Origin of the sequence: Achromobacter sp. 413638 (assembly GCF_043119405.1) — a bacterium.
Classification (GTDB): domain Bacteria; phylum Pseudomonadota; class Gammaproteobacteria; order Burkholderiales; family Burkholderiaceae_B; genus Achromobacter.
In genome coordinates this window covers 14,085-29,994 of the sequence record NZ_JBICCO010000082.1, presented here as the reverse complement: position 1 = coordinate 29,994, position 15,910 = coordinate 14,085, and the positions used below count along the sequence as shown (strand labels likewise).

The following is a 15,910-nucleotide window of genomic DNA, read 5'->3' as shown; positions in this document are numbered from 1 at the left end:
CCTGGAAAATGGAAATCAAAGGGAATCGACATACCCGACCAACACGACGGTGTGCGCGGGCTTGTAGCGTGATAGAAGACAATGCAGGCCGGGATCACCCCAGGCCCGCAGCGGTGCCGTGCATTTGCTGTTCGCGGTAGCCTGAACAACATTGGCCGAAGCCACGACGTTCACCCGCCAGGCGAAACGCCAACCGCCCTGGTTGATCGCAGCAGTGCACTTGCTCGTGGCCCGAAACGGGCGGAACTCGTCGATCCGTGCGTCGGGATAGCCTAGGCCAATGACCATCTGCCGGAAGTACTCCGGGCTCGAGCCACCAAGCATGAGCCGGCGCATGTTGACGCGCTGACGCCGCTGTTCCTTACCCACCGGGGCATTCAGGCATTCATCGGGCAGGTCGTAAAGCTGCTCCCAGTCATCCAACAGCTCGTCGGCAAGCAAAGGATCGAACTGGGCCACCAACGACACCGCCAGCCGCTCGACCGCGCGCATCGAGGCGCCGAACGCCTCCAGTACGCGAACCAGCACGCCGCCCGGCTGGCGATTGAACATGGCTCCGGGTGGCAGCAGTGCGAGGAGCGCTTCGCGCCAGGCTTCTACGCTTCTCACGCCCACGTGACTCCCCCGAACGTGGCCAGCTCGCCTGGCAGGCTGGTCACATTACCGGCCGGGGACACCAAGACGTGGTCGTTCTCACCCGTAGCGATCGAGATTGCTTCCGACATATGGGTACGCAGCAGCGTGCCACCGGGTATCGCGTCGCGGATGTGCATGTCCTTGAGTTCCGCGACAACAGCGGCGCGGATTTCAGCCGTGTCCGGTTCCAGGTTCGATATCACGTACGCAACCGGCTTGGCCACCGTCGGCGGCACGAAGAGTTCCGCGGTGACGGGGCGCTGTGCCTCAATATGCGCCCGGACTGACTCTCTCTCGCCCGAATCGGGAATCGGGTCATCATCGTCGTCGCGGACAAAGCGCACGACGACCGTGCCGGCGCCCATGCCATTGGGCGAGCACCAGGCGCGCGTCACGCCAGGGACTTCCGTCGCCCAGGCCACATAGTCATCGTTGTCTCCCCCATGGGGCGACCGGCGGATCCGCTCCAGGATCCGGGCCCGGAACAATTCGGGCCGCTCGACATCCGCGCCGCCGGAGATCTCAGTCGATGCGACGGCGATGCTGTTGATGCCGAGCACCGGGCTGGCAAGGGAAAATTGAACGCCGACCGCTGTGTTGCCGGCCTGGCCGACTTCTTCTGCGGTGATCGCGACAGTCGCGCTACCGCCCGCAATGGTCACTCCTACGTCGACAGTGAACTGCGCGCCGTCGGTACGCTGGAACACGGAGCCTGCCATAAGCGACGCTCCGTTTTCCCCGCCGATGAGAAGGGCTCCAGTCGCCGGCGCCGCAGTTTTCTGCAGAACGCCCCACCGTGCGCCATGAGTGGGCAGTTCGTCATCGTCGCACTGATCGGGCCAGGCCTGTTTGAAAACCCGCTCTAGGAACTTATAGAGGGCGTCAAGGCCGCCGGAGACAACGCGTACCAGGACGCCCGCAAGGCTGCGGCGTGCGCGGGGCAAGACGCCGGGCAGCCGGCTCTCCATCTCGGATGCCAGCTGCTCGATCAGCTTGGGCAGTGGGGGACGGGGAACAGGCATGTCAAACCTCAGCGGGCGCGAACGACTCACCGGCCAGGCGCCAGGCCTGGGCCGCGGAGTTCCATTCAAATCGATAGCGGCGGTCTACGCCGTTCAGGGAGAGCGTGATAAGCAGGACGAGCCAGCCCATCCGCGGAACGAAGGCGCTCACCCCCACCGAGGTGACCAGGCCGTCTTCCTGCATCCACTTCAGAGCTTCGAGGGCGTAATCACGGGCGCGCTGGACCGTGGACTGCAACTGCTTTTCGCGGGCCAGCAACCACCAGCGGCATCCGAACTTGTCTCGTGGGGAGGTGGCGTAGGCGTCGGCCCACCAGCCGCGGCGGTCCTCACCCGGCGCCACTTCGTGGGGTTGCGCCAGGCGGTCGGTGCACAAGCTGAGAATCACCGCAGTCACCAGCGTGTCGTCGCCGGCGAAATCCGCGCCGGCCAGGCTCATGTCGAGCAGGCCAGCTTCTGGGTCAAGGGTGAGAGAGAAGTCCATGCTCCGCAGTCTCGCGGAACATGGCCGGCAGTGCCATTAAACAGGTTTACCGGCTAGGCGACGGGCGTGCCGGAGATGCCGTTGCCTTCTTGCACGCCACCGTGCTTGTGCTGATGGCCGATGTCCGAGCCATTGTGGGTCGCCCTACTGCCGAGCAGATTCAGGTTGCCGTCGACGCGCAGGCCGCGGGTGACGTGGACCTCTGAATCCAGCTCGATGCCACTGGTATCAGTCAGGCGCATGGGCTTGCCGGCGCCGCGTATGACGATGCCACCGCGGGTCAGGTGCACCGACATCCCCTGATCGTCGTATATGGCCATCTCACCCGTCTTCAGGCCGCGCATCCGGTAGCGGCGGTCATCGACGTTGATAACAACCGGGTGGTCGGTGTTCCCGCCCACGGACAAGGTCACGCATTCGGCGCCAGCGTGCGGCACCGAGGTCACCCCGTACTGCTGAAACCGTTCGACCTGGTCGCGGCCGACATCGGCCTGGATGCCGATTTGGAGGGTCTGCAGACCGCCACCGTCGTTGACCTGGCCAATGAGTGCGCGGGCGATGGCCAGCCGGATCCGATTCAGGGCCGAGGATATGCTCATTGTTCGCGTCGCCCCGTGCCAGACAGATCCCACGGGGAATCGTCAGGGTGTTGCTTGCGGCGCTTACGCCGGCGGCGCGGCGATGCGCCCTCCAGGTCAAACGCCTCCGGCCGGCAGACGGTGAGCGCCGTGCGGCGGGCATTCGTCTCGTCGAGCGTGTACCGGCAAGAGGTGATCAGTAGATCAAGATCCAGGAACATGCGGGGGCTGGTGACCCTCACCAGGGTGTTGGGCAGCCACAGACTGCCGACCTGGCCATCTTTGCCGGTACGCCACCCCACCACAATGATCTGAGCTCGCTTGCCGCGTCCCATCCGGGTCGAGACCTCCCATTGCGCACGTTCCTTGGCTTCGGCGTTGCTCAGGCCCTGCTCGGAATGGATGATGAGCGGACGGTAACGGTCAATCTCCGGGTCCGATGCCTTCGCCTGGATATGGGCGGCCGTCGCGCCAAACTGGTTGTCGTTGCCCGCGACCTGTGCCTTCATCCGAATCTCGGAATGGCGCCGCGCCCAGGTGTGCCTCGCGCTGATCCGCCGGATGTTCAGACCCTCGACCAATTTGGTCTCGATCAGCGTCTCGCTGGCGCGGGTCAGCACCAACTGACCGGTCGGCGAGCTGGTCACCAGGATCGCCTTGGCCCTCGCCGCACGGTCGATGGCGTCGAATGCCTTTTCCCCGTCATCCAGTGAGAAGCTGTCGATCGCGTCACCGGTATCCGTTTGCACCAGCACCTCGATGCCGAACGGTTTGCAGATGTCGCGTACGATTTGCTCAAGACGCGCGCGCTTCCACTGGCCGCTTCCATGGATGGCCGAGCTGTCCACCAGGTCACCGGTCTTGTCCCGCCCACTGACGTTGAGCCGGCAATACGTGTCGGTCAAGTCGATATCGATCGTGTCGATGTAACCGGTGATGAGCACGTCCGGGCCGAACTTCACTTCGCAAGGCAGACCCTCGCGCAGGCCGATCGGGGCGTGCTCGCCCGGCCAGCGGTGCGTCAGCGTGAGCTCGAACTCCCCCGCAAGCTGTTCAATGCCGCGTTCCACTTCCAGGCTCTTCCAGCCACCATAGGCCTGGCCGCCTACCACCAGTGTGATCAGGTTGTCGTTGACCGGAGCCATCAGCGCAGCACCTCCAGCTGGCCCGCCGGCACGAAGAGCGGGTTGCGCACCTGGTTGCGAGTAACAAGTTCGTCCGCACGCGAGCCGTCCTGATACACCCGTTGGGCGATCAGCAGCGCCGGCAGCATGGCCTGGGTGGTGTAGGTTGCGCGCTGCTGCAGGCGGTCGGCTTGTTCGGCCACGTCCCGAACGATGGCGACGCGAAGCGCAATGAGCGCGGCCGCCATCTGCGCCGGCGGGTCGTAGGCCTCGAGCTCGTGATCGATCTCCTCTAGCACCACCTCGGCCTGGTCGCGCGCTTCCGGGGCTGTCGTCACTTCCTTCGCTTCAATGGCGTCGGTCAGGATGCGGGCCTGTGTCGCGATCACCTGGCTGCGGGTGAACTCCTCCACCGCGGCCGCGTTCACTACACGGCGCGCTGAGGTGGCGCCCTGGGGCGGGGACGCGGAGTTGACGGGCGCGGTCCAAGGTGCGGGGTCATTGGAGCCATATTCCGCCCGCAGGTCGGCTATTGCCGATTGCGGGCGCTTGATGGCTAGACCAAGCTGTTGGTATAGCGACTGCAGCTTCAAGGCAAGCGTCTCAGGGGTGCGGATCAACGTGGACAGGCGGTCAGCGATTGACGAGACGCCGCGCACGATGTCACCGGCGAGGTCGACCAGGCCGTTCAAGCCGACAAGGCGTTGAAGAGAATCCAAGCTGGAATTCACCCGGCTGACCAGGTCAGCGGCCAGGGCTGCAGCGCCGGCGACATCTACCAGCGAGGCAAAGCGATCTACGGAGGCCGACCCCAGAGCGTCGGCCGCATCGTGGACCCCGTCCTGAGTGCTCGTGGCCGCCTGGGGAAAGGTATTCTCGCCGGCCTCGGCAAAGGTAATGGCGAACCGAGCGATGCCTCCCTCAGAATGAGACTCCCGGATGCTGACCCGGCCGACGACAACCACGTTGAGCATGCCGTACTTGGGGTGTATCAGCTCGCCCGGCCCATACGCCTCGAGCGCTTCAATGAGTGCATCCCGCTCCTGCAGGTAGTTCTCTCCCACCACGTAGCCGTTGACTTGGAACTCGCGCGCGCGCCGGCCCAAGTCATCGGCATAAGGCAGATCCCGCAGGGGATATTCGTGCACCTCGTTGCGGCGCCCGACACCCGTGTCCGATTCGGTCGTATGAAATGGGACACCCCGAAAGGTTGCCCCCACACCCATTCCATCAGAATGCGCGACCCTGCGCTGTTCTTCACGCCAGCCCATATCAATCCGTATTCACATTGGTGCGCCCGACGTTGCCCGTCATACGGGTTCCGTCGTTGGGCTGCAGGTCTGCATTTGCTTGAATGCCAGGGGCTGCGGTGATGTTCACGTTCACCTCGCCACCGATCTTTGTGTTGGCCAGCAGCTCCTGCAGCCGGCGGGTCATTTCGTCGCGCGAGGCCACAACGGCATCACGTTCCGCCTGCATGCGGCCAATCGACAACGGCGTGTCGCCAGCCTCGCGCTTGAGCGCGATCATTTCTTCGAATTCCTTGATCCGCGCCTCTCGGTCAGCAATGCGCGCACGCAGGCCACCCTCGGTGTTGGTCATCTGGTCATACGCATATGCGCTTACCAGCGGTGCGGCAACGAGCAGGCCTCCAGACAGCGCGCCCGCGGTCGCAATTCCCCCGCTGGCACCCGCGGCGCCAGCGGCTACGGCGGGGGTCGCCGCTGCAGCCGCTGCGCTTGCGGCCCTGGCTGCGCCAGCTGCCCCAACCATCTTGCCAACCCCCAGCGCTGCGCCACCCAAGCCGAAGACGCCAGCAGCAACCGCCAGCCCCTGCAGAGCAGTAGTGGCTCCGCTGATCGCCACTGTTAGGGCTGGGTACTGGCCGGCCAGATTAACGAACGTATCTGCCGCCTCAGATACAGCAGGGCCAAGCTTGATCATGGCGTCATAGTTTGCAAATTCCGCCGCTTGTTTCGCTTGATTGAGCTTGTAGTTGGGCGAATCCTCAACTGCCCACATATTGCGATCGACGGCATCGTTTCCGTAGAGCAACGAGTCTTTCGCAATCTTGTTGACGTTTTCACGATCAGCCAGAAATCCAACCAGGGCCATTGTTGCCTGCTGATCGGGGAAGAGTTTTGAGATTACGCTGCCCTGGGCGATTTGCATCACTGACCCGAGCGCTTCCTGCCGTTCACTTCCCTCCGGCGCCTTCCGATACGCCGAGAGTGCCGACTGATAGTTCTTGTTCTTCTTCAGCTGCTCTTCAATGAGATTCGCGGTTACGTCAAGTGCGTCGAGGCCCTTCATACGACCCTCGGCCAACCGCTTGTCGTAGTTGATTCCCAGCTTGCTGAAGTTGTTCCGAGTGTCCTCTGCGCCCAATTTTGCGAGCAGATTCTGGGTATTGGTCGCTGCCTGGTCGGACGTTCCTGCCGTCAGTCGAGACGCCTGGTTTAGCGCAGCGAGCTTTGCCGCACCAGCCATGCCAGTCAGCCCAACTTTTGAAGCAGATGCGAACTGTCCCGGAAGTGCTTTGGCCATGTCACGAATCTCGAACGCACCGCTTTGTCCCGCATATGTCGCGGCACCGAAGAGTCGCTTCATATCACCAGGAGCAATCCCCATGCTCGCCCTGGCGGCAAACGCGATCTGAGCGAAATCATCGCCCGACGCCTGGTTGGCCGTGGCCGCACGTTGCGCTTCCCTGAATATCGTGAGCGAATCCTTCGGGTCGAATTTCCCGGATGACAGCAGGGAGTTCAGCGTTGCTGCAGCATCTTCCCGAGTTCCGCCGCCATACTTGATTGCCTCGCGGATCGCCTTGTCCATTTCGGTCCGTCCAGCGATACGTCGAGCGCGGTCCTCAGCAGCACTGAGCGAAGGATCTCCATATGCGGTGTTGGTCATGTGCGCGAGTTGCTCGTCGTAAGCGAACGCTCGATTCACTTTCGGAGCAACCACCGCGATACCGGCCGCGATACCGGCTGCGGCCAGGCCTGTACGCTGCATGCCTCCAACCAGTCTCTGCCGAGTGCTGTAAACCCCCATTTCAGCGTTCAGCCGGCCGACGGTCTGACGCATCTGTTCCGCCGCGCGCCGCTGCTCGCGCCAGCTCATGGTGCCGCTGTTTGCCAGGCGCTGGTATGCAGCCTGCGTGCGCAGTATTTCCTGCTGGATTCGGTGTTCAGAGCGGATTCCGAGCGTCTCCCGCGCCTGGGCCATGCGGGCAAACTCGCGCTGGGAGCGCGTGGACATGGCCACGAGCGAGGTCTCCGTGCCTTTGGCAGCCGAGCCGATCGCGGTCAGGTCCTTGGCACCTGCGACGGCCATGCTGTCGAGGGCCTTCTTGGCTTCCAGCGCCGCTTTGGCAAGGCCTGCGGCACTGCCGTCGATACGCGCGCCAACGACGAATTCGCTCATTAGCCAGGCCCCTTCTTAGTCAGTTGATCTACATAAAACTGCGCTTCCGCCAAGGGAAGCGCCAGGATCTCGGCCCGGCTCCAGCCGAGCCGGGATGCCAAGAGCATGATCTGCAGGAGCGCGCCCTCGCGGCCGCGCGTCAGCCTTCCCCCAGCTTTTCAGCCTCCTGCATGGCCTCGCGGAACACCGCCCACTGTTTGCCCTTCAGGCCCTTGAACTGCGCCGGCACGAAGGGGCCGGTGTCATCACCCGCACGGACCAGCACCTGGCAGGCCAGGGCGACCTGGAAAGCGGTAGGCTGCAGGGCCGGGTTGGCTTCCTTCTCGGCCTCCAGCGAGTCGCCCAGATCCGGCTCACGCACTTCGATCTCGGTGACGGGCTTGCCGCCCAAGATCCACGGCGCGGGCAGCTTCTTGATAACGGTCAGGGGGGTTTTCATGGTCTTCCTTGAAACGGGTTTACAAAAGCGGGCCTAGCCCTCGATGCACTCGACGCCGTTGAAGGCGAGCGTGACTTCACCGCCACCACCCAGCACGGGCGGCGATGCGCACCAGGCACCGCGGATCGTGTAGCCGATGCCCGTGTCGGTCTGGAACCGCATGGTCTCGTCGCGGATCGAGGCCAGGTCGGCCAGACTCACACCGGACATATGGCTGATGGTGCAGTTGACCGCCGGTGCGGCGGTCGATTCGGTATAGCCATCGACGCCGCTGTCGCTCGTGACGGGTGCGCGGGAGACGCCGCCGATATCGAGCGTGGCGCCAGGCTTGCTGCGCAGACGGCGCCCGCCCACGCTGATGAAGACTCGACCAGTAACTTGAGGCATGTTCTTGATTCCTTACAGGATGAACTGGATGCTGCCGGCGAACACCCGGAACTGGTTCACCAGATCAGGCGGGATGACGGCGTTGACGCGGTTGCGGTCGACCATGCTGCGCTGGACGATGAGGTTCTTCTTGAAGTCCGCGAAGTTCTCCAGGAGGCCGGCCTTCTCCAGGGACTTGGCCGTGGCGATCAGCACACCCGCGATCATCGACGGCGTGGCGATCGGCTGTGCCGGGTCGAAGTCGGTACCGTCGTCGGCGAGCTTGTGTCGTGGGAAGTTCGTGGCCACGGCGGTGCGGAAGGCATAGCGCATGTAGTCCGCCGTCCACACGGTCTCCACGTCCAGGTAGGAAACGTCCTCGATCCCCCAGGCGTTGGTCTGGTATGTGGTTACCACGCGCTCAATCTGCACGATGCCGTCCTGGGAGACGGTGAACGTGCTGCAGCCATCGTGCAGCAGCAGGTTGCGCTCTTCACGACGAAAGCGGTCCTTCGGGCTGGGCGGCAACAGGCCCGGCAGATCGAGCGTCTGAAAGGGACGTGCCGGGTCGATGGCGCCGTTGAACTCAACCACTGCGCCGTGTACAGCCGCCCACAGATACGGCGCCTGGGGCGGGTTCTTCACGCCGATGAACGAGCTGTGCTCGTTGTTGCGTGCCGATCCGTAGGTGGTGAGCTGGGCGTGCGTGCCAGCCACGCCGGTGAATAGGTGGCCGGTGCGCATGTCCATTCCACCAAACCGGCTGTCGAGCTCGGCCTCAATGATCGCCATGTTCGCGGAATCGCTCCAGGGCGAAATGATGGTGTAGAACCATTCGTCGGAGATCGCTGCCACCACGTCGGCCACGTCCGGATTGCCGGTGCCGACCACGCCGTTGGCGATCTCCAGAGTCAGGCCAGCCGGCAGGGACTCGTCGTCGTAGAAGTTGACCAACACGCCGATACCCTGGGTGAAGGCACCCTTGTGACGTGCCGTCAGCGTCACCACGCCGGCGACTGCGGTTGCCTTGACCGGGCCGTTCAGGTAGCCGTCGACGACTGCGACGATAGCCGTGGCGACAACCGATGCCGTGTCGCCCGCCGCCACACCGATCGAGAGCTTCTGACCGTTGATATAGAGGGCGATCGTGCCGGCGGCGGCAGCGGGGCCGGTGACGGTGATGGTCTTGGTAGCGGCGACACCGGCCGCGAGGTCTTCGACACTCAGCGCCCAGATATCGCTCGTCTTGTTGGCCGTGCGCGCCAGGCGCAGCATTTCGTGCAGCACGCTGCCGCGGCCGAACAGCGTGGCGCCCTCGTCACCGCTGTTCACACGGTACAGGGTCAGCGGGGCCGCCGTGCCGGTGGGCAGTTTGTTGCCCACCACCAGGATGCGGCGGTTGAGCGACGGCAGCCCACGCAACGCCTTGGAATTGTCGATCTCGACGTACTGGCCCGGCGTACGGATGTCGGTCGGGATCGTATTGAAAATGATGTTGTCCGGCATGGCGGCTCCTTGAATCGTTACTCGGTGACGGGCTTGGCGCCCTTGGCCGAAGCGGACTTGACGGGCGTGGCCGGAGCGTCGGCCGGCGCGGATGCGTCAGGCTGCGTCTCATCGACCGCGACCACGTCGCCGTCGTCGCGACGCCGGCGCCAGTAGGTGGTCAGCACGATGAGCTCGCCCTGCGTGGCGAGATAGCCGCCCTGGGGCTTGCGCACCTTGAGCGGTTCGCCGTCGATGAAGGCGGGTTTGAGGGTGACGGTCTGCATTCTGGATCCTTGGGTGTCAGTGGTCGGTGCCGGCGCCAGCCAGCGGAATGTCAGCCTGCAGGTCAGGTCTGTCGGTGGCGTAGTCAGGCGGCTCGGCGAGCCACTTGCCGTATTCCTCTTGCCCTGCATGCGGGGCGATATCCATGTCCAGGTGGACGTGCCGCAGGTCGCCCAGGCCGTCGAGCTCGTCGGGGTCATCCGGTAGAGCCATCAGCGTGCTTTCAATCGACACACCGACCACGGTGAGCCCGGCGGCCTCGAAGACGTCGATGGGCTCCAAGTACTCAGCGCGGCGGATGTTCCAGCTGGCATCGCCAATGCGTCGCCCGTGCAGGGTCCGAACCACCAGGGTCAGCAACTGATCCGCGCTGACCGAGATACCGTCGCCCAGGCGTGCCTGGGTGTTGCCCGCGACGTTGCGCACAACGATGCCGACCGTGAAGGACAGCAGCCCCATGTCGTCGACGATGCGATATAGGCCTTCGGTCACATACAGCGCAGGAGCGTCTACCAGGTAGCGCTGCAGCAGCTTGGTGTCGTCAGGCACTGCCGGCAGGCTTCCCACCGTTCGAGTGGTCTTCTGGATGCCTGGGCGCGCCTTCAAGGCTGCGATGAGCGCCAGTTCATGCTTACCGAGCACTTGGACCTCCTTCAGCTGCTTGAATCGTCTGCACGGTCAGGCGTCCCATCGCCCACAGATCCTCACGGTTTACGCCCACGAACGGGCGCGCTGGCATGCGGATCTTGTGGGGGCCAATCTCGTGCCAGCTCGTGCGTGCACGCTTGTGACTGTCGCGGGCGAACACCGCCAGCTTGCGATTGCCGGGCTGGCGCACAAGGTTGCCGCGGGGGTCAGTGCGCAGGCGGATGCGGGTGGAGTGCGCTGCGCGGCTGATTTCCCCGCCCAGTTGGTGGATGCGGGCGTAGGCGACATTGCTGCCCCAGGCTGCGAAGTTTTCGCCATAGGCGTTGGTGATGCTGCGAAGGAGGCGCCGGCTCTTGACCAGCGTCTGCCCGCCGGACTTCTGGACTCGGCGGCTGGGCTTCCAAGTAGCGCCGTCCGGACCGCGCTGGTGCTCAAAGCGTAGGCGGGTCGACGACTCGCCGTAGTTGGCGATCGCCTTGAAGATCGGCCGCGGCGACCGACCAAGCACGGCCAGGCGAGACAGCGCGGCATCCAGACCTTTCTGCCCCTCAAATCGGATCGTGGCCTGAACCATCAGAGAAACCCTCCCGAAGAGCGGCGATCCCAAATGCGGCCGGCCGTGTACAGCTCGGCGCCGGCGCCGCCGGCCGGCTCGACCCCCGATTCTGCATCTACGCCAAGCTTTACGTCGCCCGAGGCCACGCCTACCAGGAACTTGATGTTGGCGTCGTAGCGCTGCTTGACGGTATCCGTGATCTGATCGTCGTAGAGGTAATAGCGCGCCAGCTCGCAAGCGATGCGCGTGAGGACTTGCGGCACCGTCGATAGCGGCAAGGTGTACCGTCCAGCGATATAGCTGTCGATCGTGTTGCGCGCGTCGGCCAGTGCGCGGTCGACCTTCTCCATGGCCCGCGCGATCGCGGCACGCTCTTCAGGTGTGAAGCCGCTCAGATCACCACCGGCTGCCGCGATGCGCAGCATTTCGTCGGTGACTAGGCGCGGCACCAGGCGGTCCGCGCGCTGGGCGATTTCATCGGAATCGAAGCGAATCAGCAGCTCGGTGGTGGTGGCGTAGGACATGGAAAAGACCGTGAAATTGCCGGGGCTGGACCAAAACCAGTTCCCGCTCTATCCAGCCCCGGCAGAGGTTGGGCGGTAGCGTCTGCGTGGCTCATCCCATCCGTCAGACGCAACAGATGAGGTTGAACGCCCGTCGCTGGGGAGGGTCAGGTTGCGGCTGCCTGGCTGCCTTCGACCTGATCGGAAGGCGGATCGATCAGCATCGTCACCAGTTGCGGTTCGGTGGTGAGCTGCTCGAACTGCTCATCGGTCAGCTCGGACAGCGGAATCACCGTCTCGCCGGCGAAGGCACGGCCAGCGCGGCGAAAGCCGTCGATCTTGGGTACGACCTTCAGGGCCTTGGCGCCGTCGGGCTTGGTGACGGGCGGCTTTTCGGTGGCCTGGCGGCCTCGGGATTTGGCGGTAGCCATGTGGGCAATCTCCGGTAAATCGGGTTGGGTCAGGTGGTGCGGACGGGGCTTGGTGGGTCAAACCAGGTACGGGCAGACCACAACCTTGGCGGTGCCGCGCATCACGTTGCTCGCGCCATTGGCCAGGCGGTCGGCCTGGATGACTTCCAACGCAGCCTGTTCCAGCGAGGGCGGCACCCAGAGTTCGGCGGCGCGGATCACCAGCGGCTTGCCGTTATCGGCTTTCTGGCTCTGCATCGAGGCGCGGGCATCGGCATACGCCTGCAGGTCAAGAGCTTGCTTGGAAGCGTAAGCCAGTTGCCACAGGCCATAGCCCACGTTGCTGCGCCCGTCGGCGCCCCAGACGAACTCGTTGCGCGAGAAGACGTTTTCATCGGTCAGGCTCGTCTTGGACTGGAAGGCGTAGGGGCGGCGGCGTTGGTAGATGATCGGCTTGATCACCTTGGTCGTGTCCACCAGGAACCAGGCTGCGCCCGAGCCGCCTTGGAAGTTGCTGACGCTGACCTCCTTGCCGGGCTGCCCGACAGGGTGATCCGTGTCGAAGAAATATTGGCCGTCGAAGCAACGCGTGGAGAAGCCCGCCTGCAGGAGCGCGAAGACAAGTTCGTCGGGGTGCGTCGCCGCGTCCTGGCCCAGCTGCTGGATGACGGGCTTGTAAACGCCGTATTGGTCGTCCTCGATTTCGTCGCGATTGACCGAGACCGTGTTTTCCCAGGTCTTGTTCTTGATCGAGTAGTCCGATTGCTTCAGGTTCTGATAGGTCCGCTCACCGAGCCACTCTCGGAACTTCGTGATGGAACCCAGCCATGCGTACTTCTCGGTGCTGGTGGTGCTGGGCACCAGCATGGCCAGCTGGTTCCACATCGGGGCGGCAGTGGTCAGGCCCGACTGGAAGGCAGCGTTGTAGGCCTGGTTGAGGATGGCCAGGTTGGCGTGATTGATGATCATGTCGAAAATCTCCGGATACGAGGGTCTGGTGGCCGATCAGGCGAAGTCGACCCAGACGCCATCAGCGTCCACGTCGAACACCTTGCCGGCCACGCTGCGGGTATTGGTGCCCGAGGTCTTGGCCACCGTCTGGTCGTCGACGATGTAGCAGTCGGCACCAATATCCGCCAGGGAGATGAGGTCGGCCGAGGCGCTGTTGGCGAAGTGGTGCGGGCCTTTGCGCAGCCGCACGCGGATCTCGCCCGCAGCGCCCGCGCTGTTGTCGGCGCGGCTTTCGGCAACGCCCGCGGCTTTGAGCGTGGTCGAGGTCGATCCCGGCACGGCGTATCCCGTGGCGGTGTTGATGCACACGATCGAGCCGCCAAAGATCTTGGTGGCGGCCGCCACAGGCGGTTCGATCTGGTTGCCGTCACGGCGCAGTGTGTTGCGATCCTGGGTCAGCGCGGTCATGGAAGTGTCCTGAAGGTGAGAAACGGGGGAAGCGGCGATCAGCCGTTGGCCAGGCCCTGGGCTTGCTTGCCGGCCTTGAATTGCTCGGGCGTCATGCCCATCGCGGCGCACACGGCGAGCTCGGCCTGGTTCAGCTCGCCTGCGTCCTGGCCCGGCTGCTTGCCATCGGTCTGGCGCTTGCCGGCGAGGACCGGGTTGGCGGGCGTGGCGGCTACCAGCGCTTTGAGCTGCGCCAGGTCGGCCTTGCCGATGTCGCGCCAGGTCTTCTCGACGACATCGCTGGCCACCTTGCCTTCAGCCTTGGCCTGGTCCATGATCTGATCGAGCTCGCCCTGAACGGTTTGCGCCCGCAGGGTCGCCAGTTCGGTGTTCAAGGAAGCAACGGCTTCCACCGACACGAACTTGGTCGGATCGGGCGGCGTCGACTTGAGCGTCGCGATCTGGGCGTTCAGGCCAGCGATCTGGCCAGCCTGCGCGGCTTGGGACTTCAGTGCGGCCAGGGCGGATACGCCTTGTTCGGTAGTGGCGGTCTCGGGCAGGCCGAGGCCTTCGAGCAGGGCTTTGAGCAGAGGGTTCATGTCGTCCTCGGATGTGGGGGGAAGGAATTGGTGCGCGAACTGCGCGCTGAGCGCGGCCAGCTGAGCGCTGGTCAACCCGTCCAGGGCAGGACGGTTGGTGAGCGCAGCGCCAACAATGGCCAGCACGTCACCGGTTTCGGGGTGATAGAGGAATGTGGCGCTTTGGTAGCGGTATTCATCGTCGTCCAGCATCTGCTTGGCGCGCGCGGTCCACTGCACTCCCTGGGCAAAGAGGCCTTCGCCAGGGCGGAAGACGAACTTTGCGCCCGCCATCCACCCGGCCGCCGGCGCAGGCTGGCCGTTCGTAGCCGCCTGTTGCGTCTGGTGCTCATAGTCGATCGGCAGATCGTTGACGCTCGCCCGCGCCAGGGCGATGACCTTCTCCGCGATCTGGGCGTTCATGCGGTACGTGCCCGACTTGGGCATCTCGCGCGCATCCTCGGCCGCCTGCGGCTTGAATTCGCCATCAGGCAGCAGATGCAGCTCAGGGATGGCGCCATCATCGCCCGTGCGCTTGATCTGCACGGCGAACGCGGCAAGGAGTGGAGTGGTGGACTTAGGCATGGGCGCCAGTCTGACGCCATGCCTTGGAACGCTCTATTAAACGGGTTTACCGCGTTTTCGGGTGTGCGCCTGGTGTGGCCGGAGTGGCTGCTGCTCGCCCACCGCCGTCACCTATTGCAGCCTGGAGAGACCGGTGCGGTCAAACGATGCGGGGTCGATCACTTCCATCGAGACCACGCCATTGCCCCCGGCCTTGCCGCCCGCCTGGCCTGTGAGGTCCACGACAACCTTCACCACGCGTTGCGAATCGGAGGGGGAGGTACATAGCAGCACCACGTGATGCCCGTCCAGCCATGCCTCACCGACCTGGCGCAACAGCGTCGGCAACTGCGCGACGAGCGCGGCGCCGGCGTCCGTAGCCGGACCAGGAGCATGTTGCCCACCGCCCAGCATGCTCCGCAGCTTTGTCATGTCGACGTGAATCGTGCCGCGGGCGCCCGCGCCGCGAAGCTGGCCGGCGCCCTGCAGCGCGTCGACCTGGTCGCTGGAGAATGCACCGACCACGCGACGCTGACCAACCGTGCGACGCTCGCCGCCGGTGTAGCGGCCGACGAAGTCGTTGAACTCGACCTGTACCAGTGGCGCCCATTGGTCGGCGCCGTCGGCCAGCATGCGCGCCGCCGTGCGTGGCTCGGCTACATCGGCCTTGTCCATCAACGCTCGGGCCAGGCTTTCGCGACGCAGGCCTGGCCGGTAGTTGAAGGCGGGATGCACGCCCACCGGCACATCCATGGTTTCGCCCGTGCGGGTGTTCGTGTACTCGACATACCGCTCAGGCGGTGCTTCGCTGACCTCAAGGCCCATCTGGCTCACCTGGCGCGCGGTCAGCTGCAGCACCCCGCACTTGCAGCCCCATGCCTTGACCGGCATGTGCGCTTGCCACCAGGGATCGTCTGCACGCAGGACGCGGCCGGCAAGGGGTGCGTGCGACAAGCGAGGGTGCTCGCTCGAGCTGCGCAAGTACTGCAGGTAGGGAAACAGCTCAATGTTGCGCTGGATCCGCTCGGACTGCCCCTCGGAATACGCGGTGGAAACGTTGGTGTCAAAGATCTTGCGCAACCTGGCATCGCTGCCGAGCTGCGCATTGACCGTCTCGCCGGTGACCGGATCGACCATCTCGCGCTTGCCCCACCAGCCCTTGTCCTGCAGCTGCGGGCCGAGCGTGCGCCGAAAGTCCTGAAACGTCGTGCCCTCGGCGATCGCGCGGTCGGTGGCGCCGCGGATTTCCTTGAGCACATCCAGCCGCATCGCCTTGGCCACCGTGAAGGCGGCGGCGTGCTCCTGGGCAGGCATGTCCTGCCAGGCGAACGCCATCCGGTAGCCCTTCTGGCGAAAGAACTCGACAGCCTCTCGCGGCGGCAGCGGCTCCAGCTCGATGGCGGCCATG

At 64.5% G+C, this 15,910-nt stretch carries 19 protein-coding genes; all 19 read right to left on the bottom strand.

What is annotated here, in order from left to right; genetic code table 11:
* Positions 1-15: 15 nt before the first annotated feature.
* Positions 16-609 carry a YmfQ family protein gene (locus ACEU5R_RS25670; RefSeq protein WP_392412560.1) on the bottom strand — a complete coding sequence of 198 codons (594 nt, stop codon included), beginning with the start codon at positions 607-609 and terminating at the stop codon, positions 16-18.
* Positions 606-1,658, bottom strand: a complete 1,053-nt coding sequence (locus ACEU5R_RS25665) for a baseplate J/gp47 family protein (protein WP_392412558.1) — start codon at positions 1,656-1,658, stop codon at positions 606-608. The genes ACEU5R_RS25670 and ACEU5R_RS25665 overlap by 4 nt, the downstream gene beginning before the upstream one ends.
* A gap of 1 nt (position 1,659) precedes the next feature.
* Entirely contained in the window at positions 1,660-2,142 is a 483-nt protein-coding gene (locus ACEU5R_RS25660; RefSeq protein ID WP_392412557.1) for a phage GP46 family protein, read from the bottom strand.
* 53 nt (positions 2,143-2,195) lie between these two features.
* A complete protein-coding gene (locus tag ACEU5R_RS25655; RefSeq protein WP_392412555.1) occupies positions 2,196-2,741 on the bottom strand; it encodes a phage baseplate assembly protein V in 546 nt (181 codons plus the stop codon).
* Positions 2,738-3,865, bottom strand: a complete 1,128-nt coding sequence (locus ACEU5R_RS25650; protein WP_392412553.1) for a phage baseplate assembly protein — start codon at positions 3,863-3,865, stop codon at positions 2,738-2,740. The genes ACEU5R_RS25655 and ACEU5R_RS25650 overlap by 4 nt, the downstream gene beginning before the upstream one ends.
* Positions 3,865-5,115 (bottom strand): DNA circularization protein, encoded by a 1,251-nt coding sequence (locus ACEU5R_RS25645; protein ID WP_392412551.1) that lies wholly within the window; start codon positions 5,113-5,115, stop codon positions 3,865-3,867. Before ACEU5R_RS25645 ends, ACEU5R_RS25650 begins: the two co-directional genes overlap by 1 nt.
* A 1-nt stretch (position 5,116) precedes the next feature.
* Positions 5,117-7,270 carry a phage tail tape measure protein gene (locus tag ACEU5R_RS25640; RefSeq protein WP_392412549.1) on the bottom strand — a complete coding sequence of 718 codons (2,154 nt, stop codon included), beginning with the start codon at positions 7,268-7,270 and terminating at the stop codon, positions 5,117-5,119.
* 139 nt (positions 7,271-7,409) lie between these two features.
* Positions 7,410-7,709: a hypothetical protein gene (locus ACEU5R_RS25635; protein ID WP_392412548.1), complete on the bottom strand. Its 300-nt coding sequence runs from the start codon at positions 7,707-7,709 to the stop codon at positions 7,410-7,412.
* A 33-nt stretch (positions 7,710-7,742) separates the two neighbouring features.
* The gene (locus tag ACEU5R_RS25630) at positions 7,743-8,096 is read right to left on the bottom strand and encodes a phage tail tube protein (protein ID WP_392412546.1); all 354 of its coding nucleotides are present in this window, start codon (positions 8,094-8,096) and stop codon (positions 7,743-7,745) included.
* A gap of 12 nt (positions 8,097-8,108) precedes the next feature.
* Positions 8,109-9,581: a phage tail sheath subtilisin-like domain-containing protein gene (locus ACEU5R_RS25625; protein ID WP_392412544.1), complete on the bottom strand. Its 1,473-nt coding sequence runs from the start codon at positions 9,579-9,581 to the stop codon at positions 8,109-8,111.
* Between the two features lie 17 nt (positions 9,582-9,598).
* Entirely contained in the window at positions 9,599-9,847 is a 249-nt protein-coding gene (locus ACEU5R_RS25620) for a DUF2635 domain-containing protein (protein WP_392412543.1), read from the bottom strand.
* Positions 9,848-9,863: 16 nt separating this feature from the next.
* Positions 9,864-10,487 (bottom strand): hypothetical protein, encoded by a 624-nt coding sequence (locus ACEU5R_RS25615; RefSeq protein ID WP_392412541.1) that lies wholly within the window; start codon positions 10,485-10,487, stop codon positions 9,864-9,866.
* Positions 10,477-11,067, bottom strand: a complete 591-nt coding sequence (locus ACEU5R_RS25610; RefSeq protein ID WP_392412540.1) for a phage virion morphogenesis protein — start codon at positions 11,065-11,067, stop codon at positions 10,477-10,479. The genes ACEU5R_RS25615 and ACEU5R_RS25610 overlap by 11 nt, the downstream gene beginning before the upstream one ends.
* Positions 11,067-11,573 carry a gp436 family protein gene (locus ACEU5R_RS25605; RefSeq protein WP_392412539.1) on the bottom strand — a complete coding sequence of 169 codons (507 nt, stop codon included), beginning with the start codon at positions 11,571-11,573 and terminating at the stop codon, positions 11,067-11,069. The genes ACEU5R_RS25610 and ACEU5R_RS25605 overlap by 1 nt, the downstream gene beginning before the upstream one ends.
* A gap of 146 nt (positions 11,574-11,719) precedes the next feature.
* Complete coding sequence (locus tag ACEU5R_RS25600) at positions 11,720-11,983, bottom strand: HI1506-related protein (RefSeq protein WP_392412537.1); 264 nt, start codon at positions 11,981-11,983, stop codon at positions 11,720-11,722.
* Positions 11,984-12,040: 57 nt separating this feature from the next.
* Positions 12,041-12,931: a Mu-like prophage major head subunit gpT family protein gene (locus ACEU5R_RS25595; RefSeq protein WP_392412536.1), complete on the bottom strand. Its 891-nt coding sequence runs from the start codon at positions 12,929-12,931 to the stop codon at positions 12,041-12,043.
* Positions 12,932-12,967: 36 nt separating this feature from the next.
* Positions 12,968-13,381: a hypothetical protein gene (locus tag ACEU5R_RS25590; RefSeq protein WP_392412534.1), complete on the bottom strand. Its 414-nt coding sequence runs from the start codon at positions 13,379-13,381 to the stop codon at positions 12,968-12,970.
* Positions 13,382-13,419: 38 nt separating this feature from the next.
* Positions 13,420-14,523, bottom strand: coding sequence for a phage protease (locus ACEU5R_RS25585; RefSeq protein WP_392412533.1), 1,104 nt, complete (start codon positions 14,521-14,523; stop codon positions 13,420-13,422).
* Positions 14,524-14,634: 111 nt separating this feature from the next.
* Positions 14,635-15,909, bottom strand: coding sequence for a phage minor head protein (locus ACEU5R_RS25580; RefSeq protein WP_392412532.1), 1,275 nt, complete (start codon positions 15,907-15,909; stop codon positions 14,635-14,637).
* Position 15,910: the final 1 nt, after the last annotated feature.

Excerpts from the sequence above, each read along its gene's own strand:
- ACEU5R_RS25595 (WP_392412536.1), bottom strand. The coding sequence starts at position 12,931 with ATGATCATCAATCACGCCAACCTGGCCATCCTCAACCAGGCCTACAAC.
- ACEU5R_RS25635 (WP_392412548.1), bottom strand. The coding sequence starts at position 7,709 with ATGAAAACCCCCCTGACCGTTATCAAGAAGCTGCCCGCGCCGTGGATC.
- ACEU5R_RS25665 (WP_392412558.1), bottom strand. The coding sequence starts at position 1,658 with ATGCCTGTTCCCCGTCCCCCACTGCCCAAGCTGATCGAGCAGCTGGCA.
- ACEU5R_RS25590 (WP_392412534.1), bottom strand. The coding sequence starts at position 13,381 with ATGACCGCGCTGACCCAGGATCGCAACACACTGCGCCGTGACGGCAAC.
- ACEU5R_RS25610 (WP_392412540.1), bottom strand. The coding sequence starts at position 11,067 with ATGGTTCAGGCCACGATCCGATTTGAGGGGCAGAAAGGTCTGGATGCC.
- ACEU5R_RS25645 (WP_392412551.1), bottom strand. The coding sequence starts at position 5,115 with ATGGGCTGGCGTGAAGAACAGCGCAGGGTCGCGCATTCTGATGGAATG.
- ACEU5R_RS25580 (WP_392412532.1), bottom strand. The coding sequence starts at position 15,909 with ATGGCCGCCATCGAGCTGGAGCCGCTGCCGCCGCGAGAGGCTGTCGAG.
- ACEU5R_RS25625 (WP_392412544.1), bottom strand. The coding sequence starts at position 9,581 with ATGCCGGACAACATCATTTTCAATACGATCCCGACCGACATCCGTACG.
- ACEU5R_RS25660 (WP_392412557.1), bottom strand. The coding sequence starts at position 2,142 with ATGGACTTCTCTCTCACCCTTGACCCAGAAGCTGGCCTGCTCGACATG.
- ACEU5R_RS25600 (WP_392412537.1), bottom strand. The coding sequence starts at position 11,983 with ATGGCTACCGCCAAATCCCGAGGCCGCCAGGCCACCGAAAAGCCGCCC.
- ACEU5R_RS25630 (WP_392412546.1), bottom strand. The coding sequence starts at position 8,096 with ATGCCTCAAGTTACTGGTCGAGTCTTCATCAGCGTGGGCGGGCGCCGT.
- ACEU5R_RS25650 (WP_392412553.1), bottom strand. The coding sequence starts at position 3,865 with ATGGCTCCGGTCAACGACAACCTGATCACACTGGTGGTAGGCGGCCAG.
- ACEU5R_RS25640 (WP_392412549.1), bottom strand. The coding sequence starts at position 7,270 with ATGAGCGAATTCGTCGTTGGCGCGCGTATCGACGGCAGTGCCGCAGGC.
- ACEU5R_RS25585 (WP_392412533.1), bottom strand. The coding sequence starts at position 14,523 with ATGCCTAAGTCCACCACTCCACTCCTTGCCGCGTTCGCCGTGCAGATC.
- ACEU5R_RS25620 (WP_392412543.1), bottom strand. The coding sequence starts at position 9,847 with ATGCAGACCGTCACCCTCAAACCCGCCTTCATCGACGGCGAACCGCTC.
- ACEU5R_RS25655 (WP_392412555.1), bottom strand. The coding sequence starts at position 2,741 with ATGAGCATATCCTCGGCCCTGAATCGGATCCGGCTGGCCATCGCCCGC.
- ACEU5R_RS25605 (WP_392412539.1), bottom strand. The coding sequence starts at position 11,573 with ATGTCCTACGCCACCACCACCGAGCTGCTGATTCGCTTCGATTCCGAT.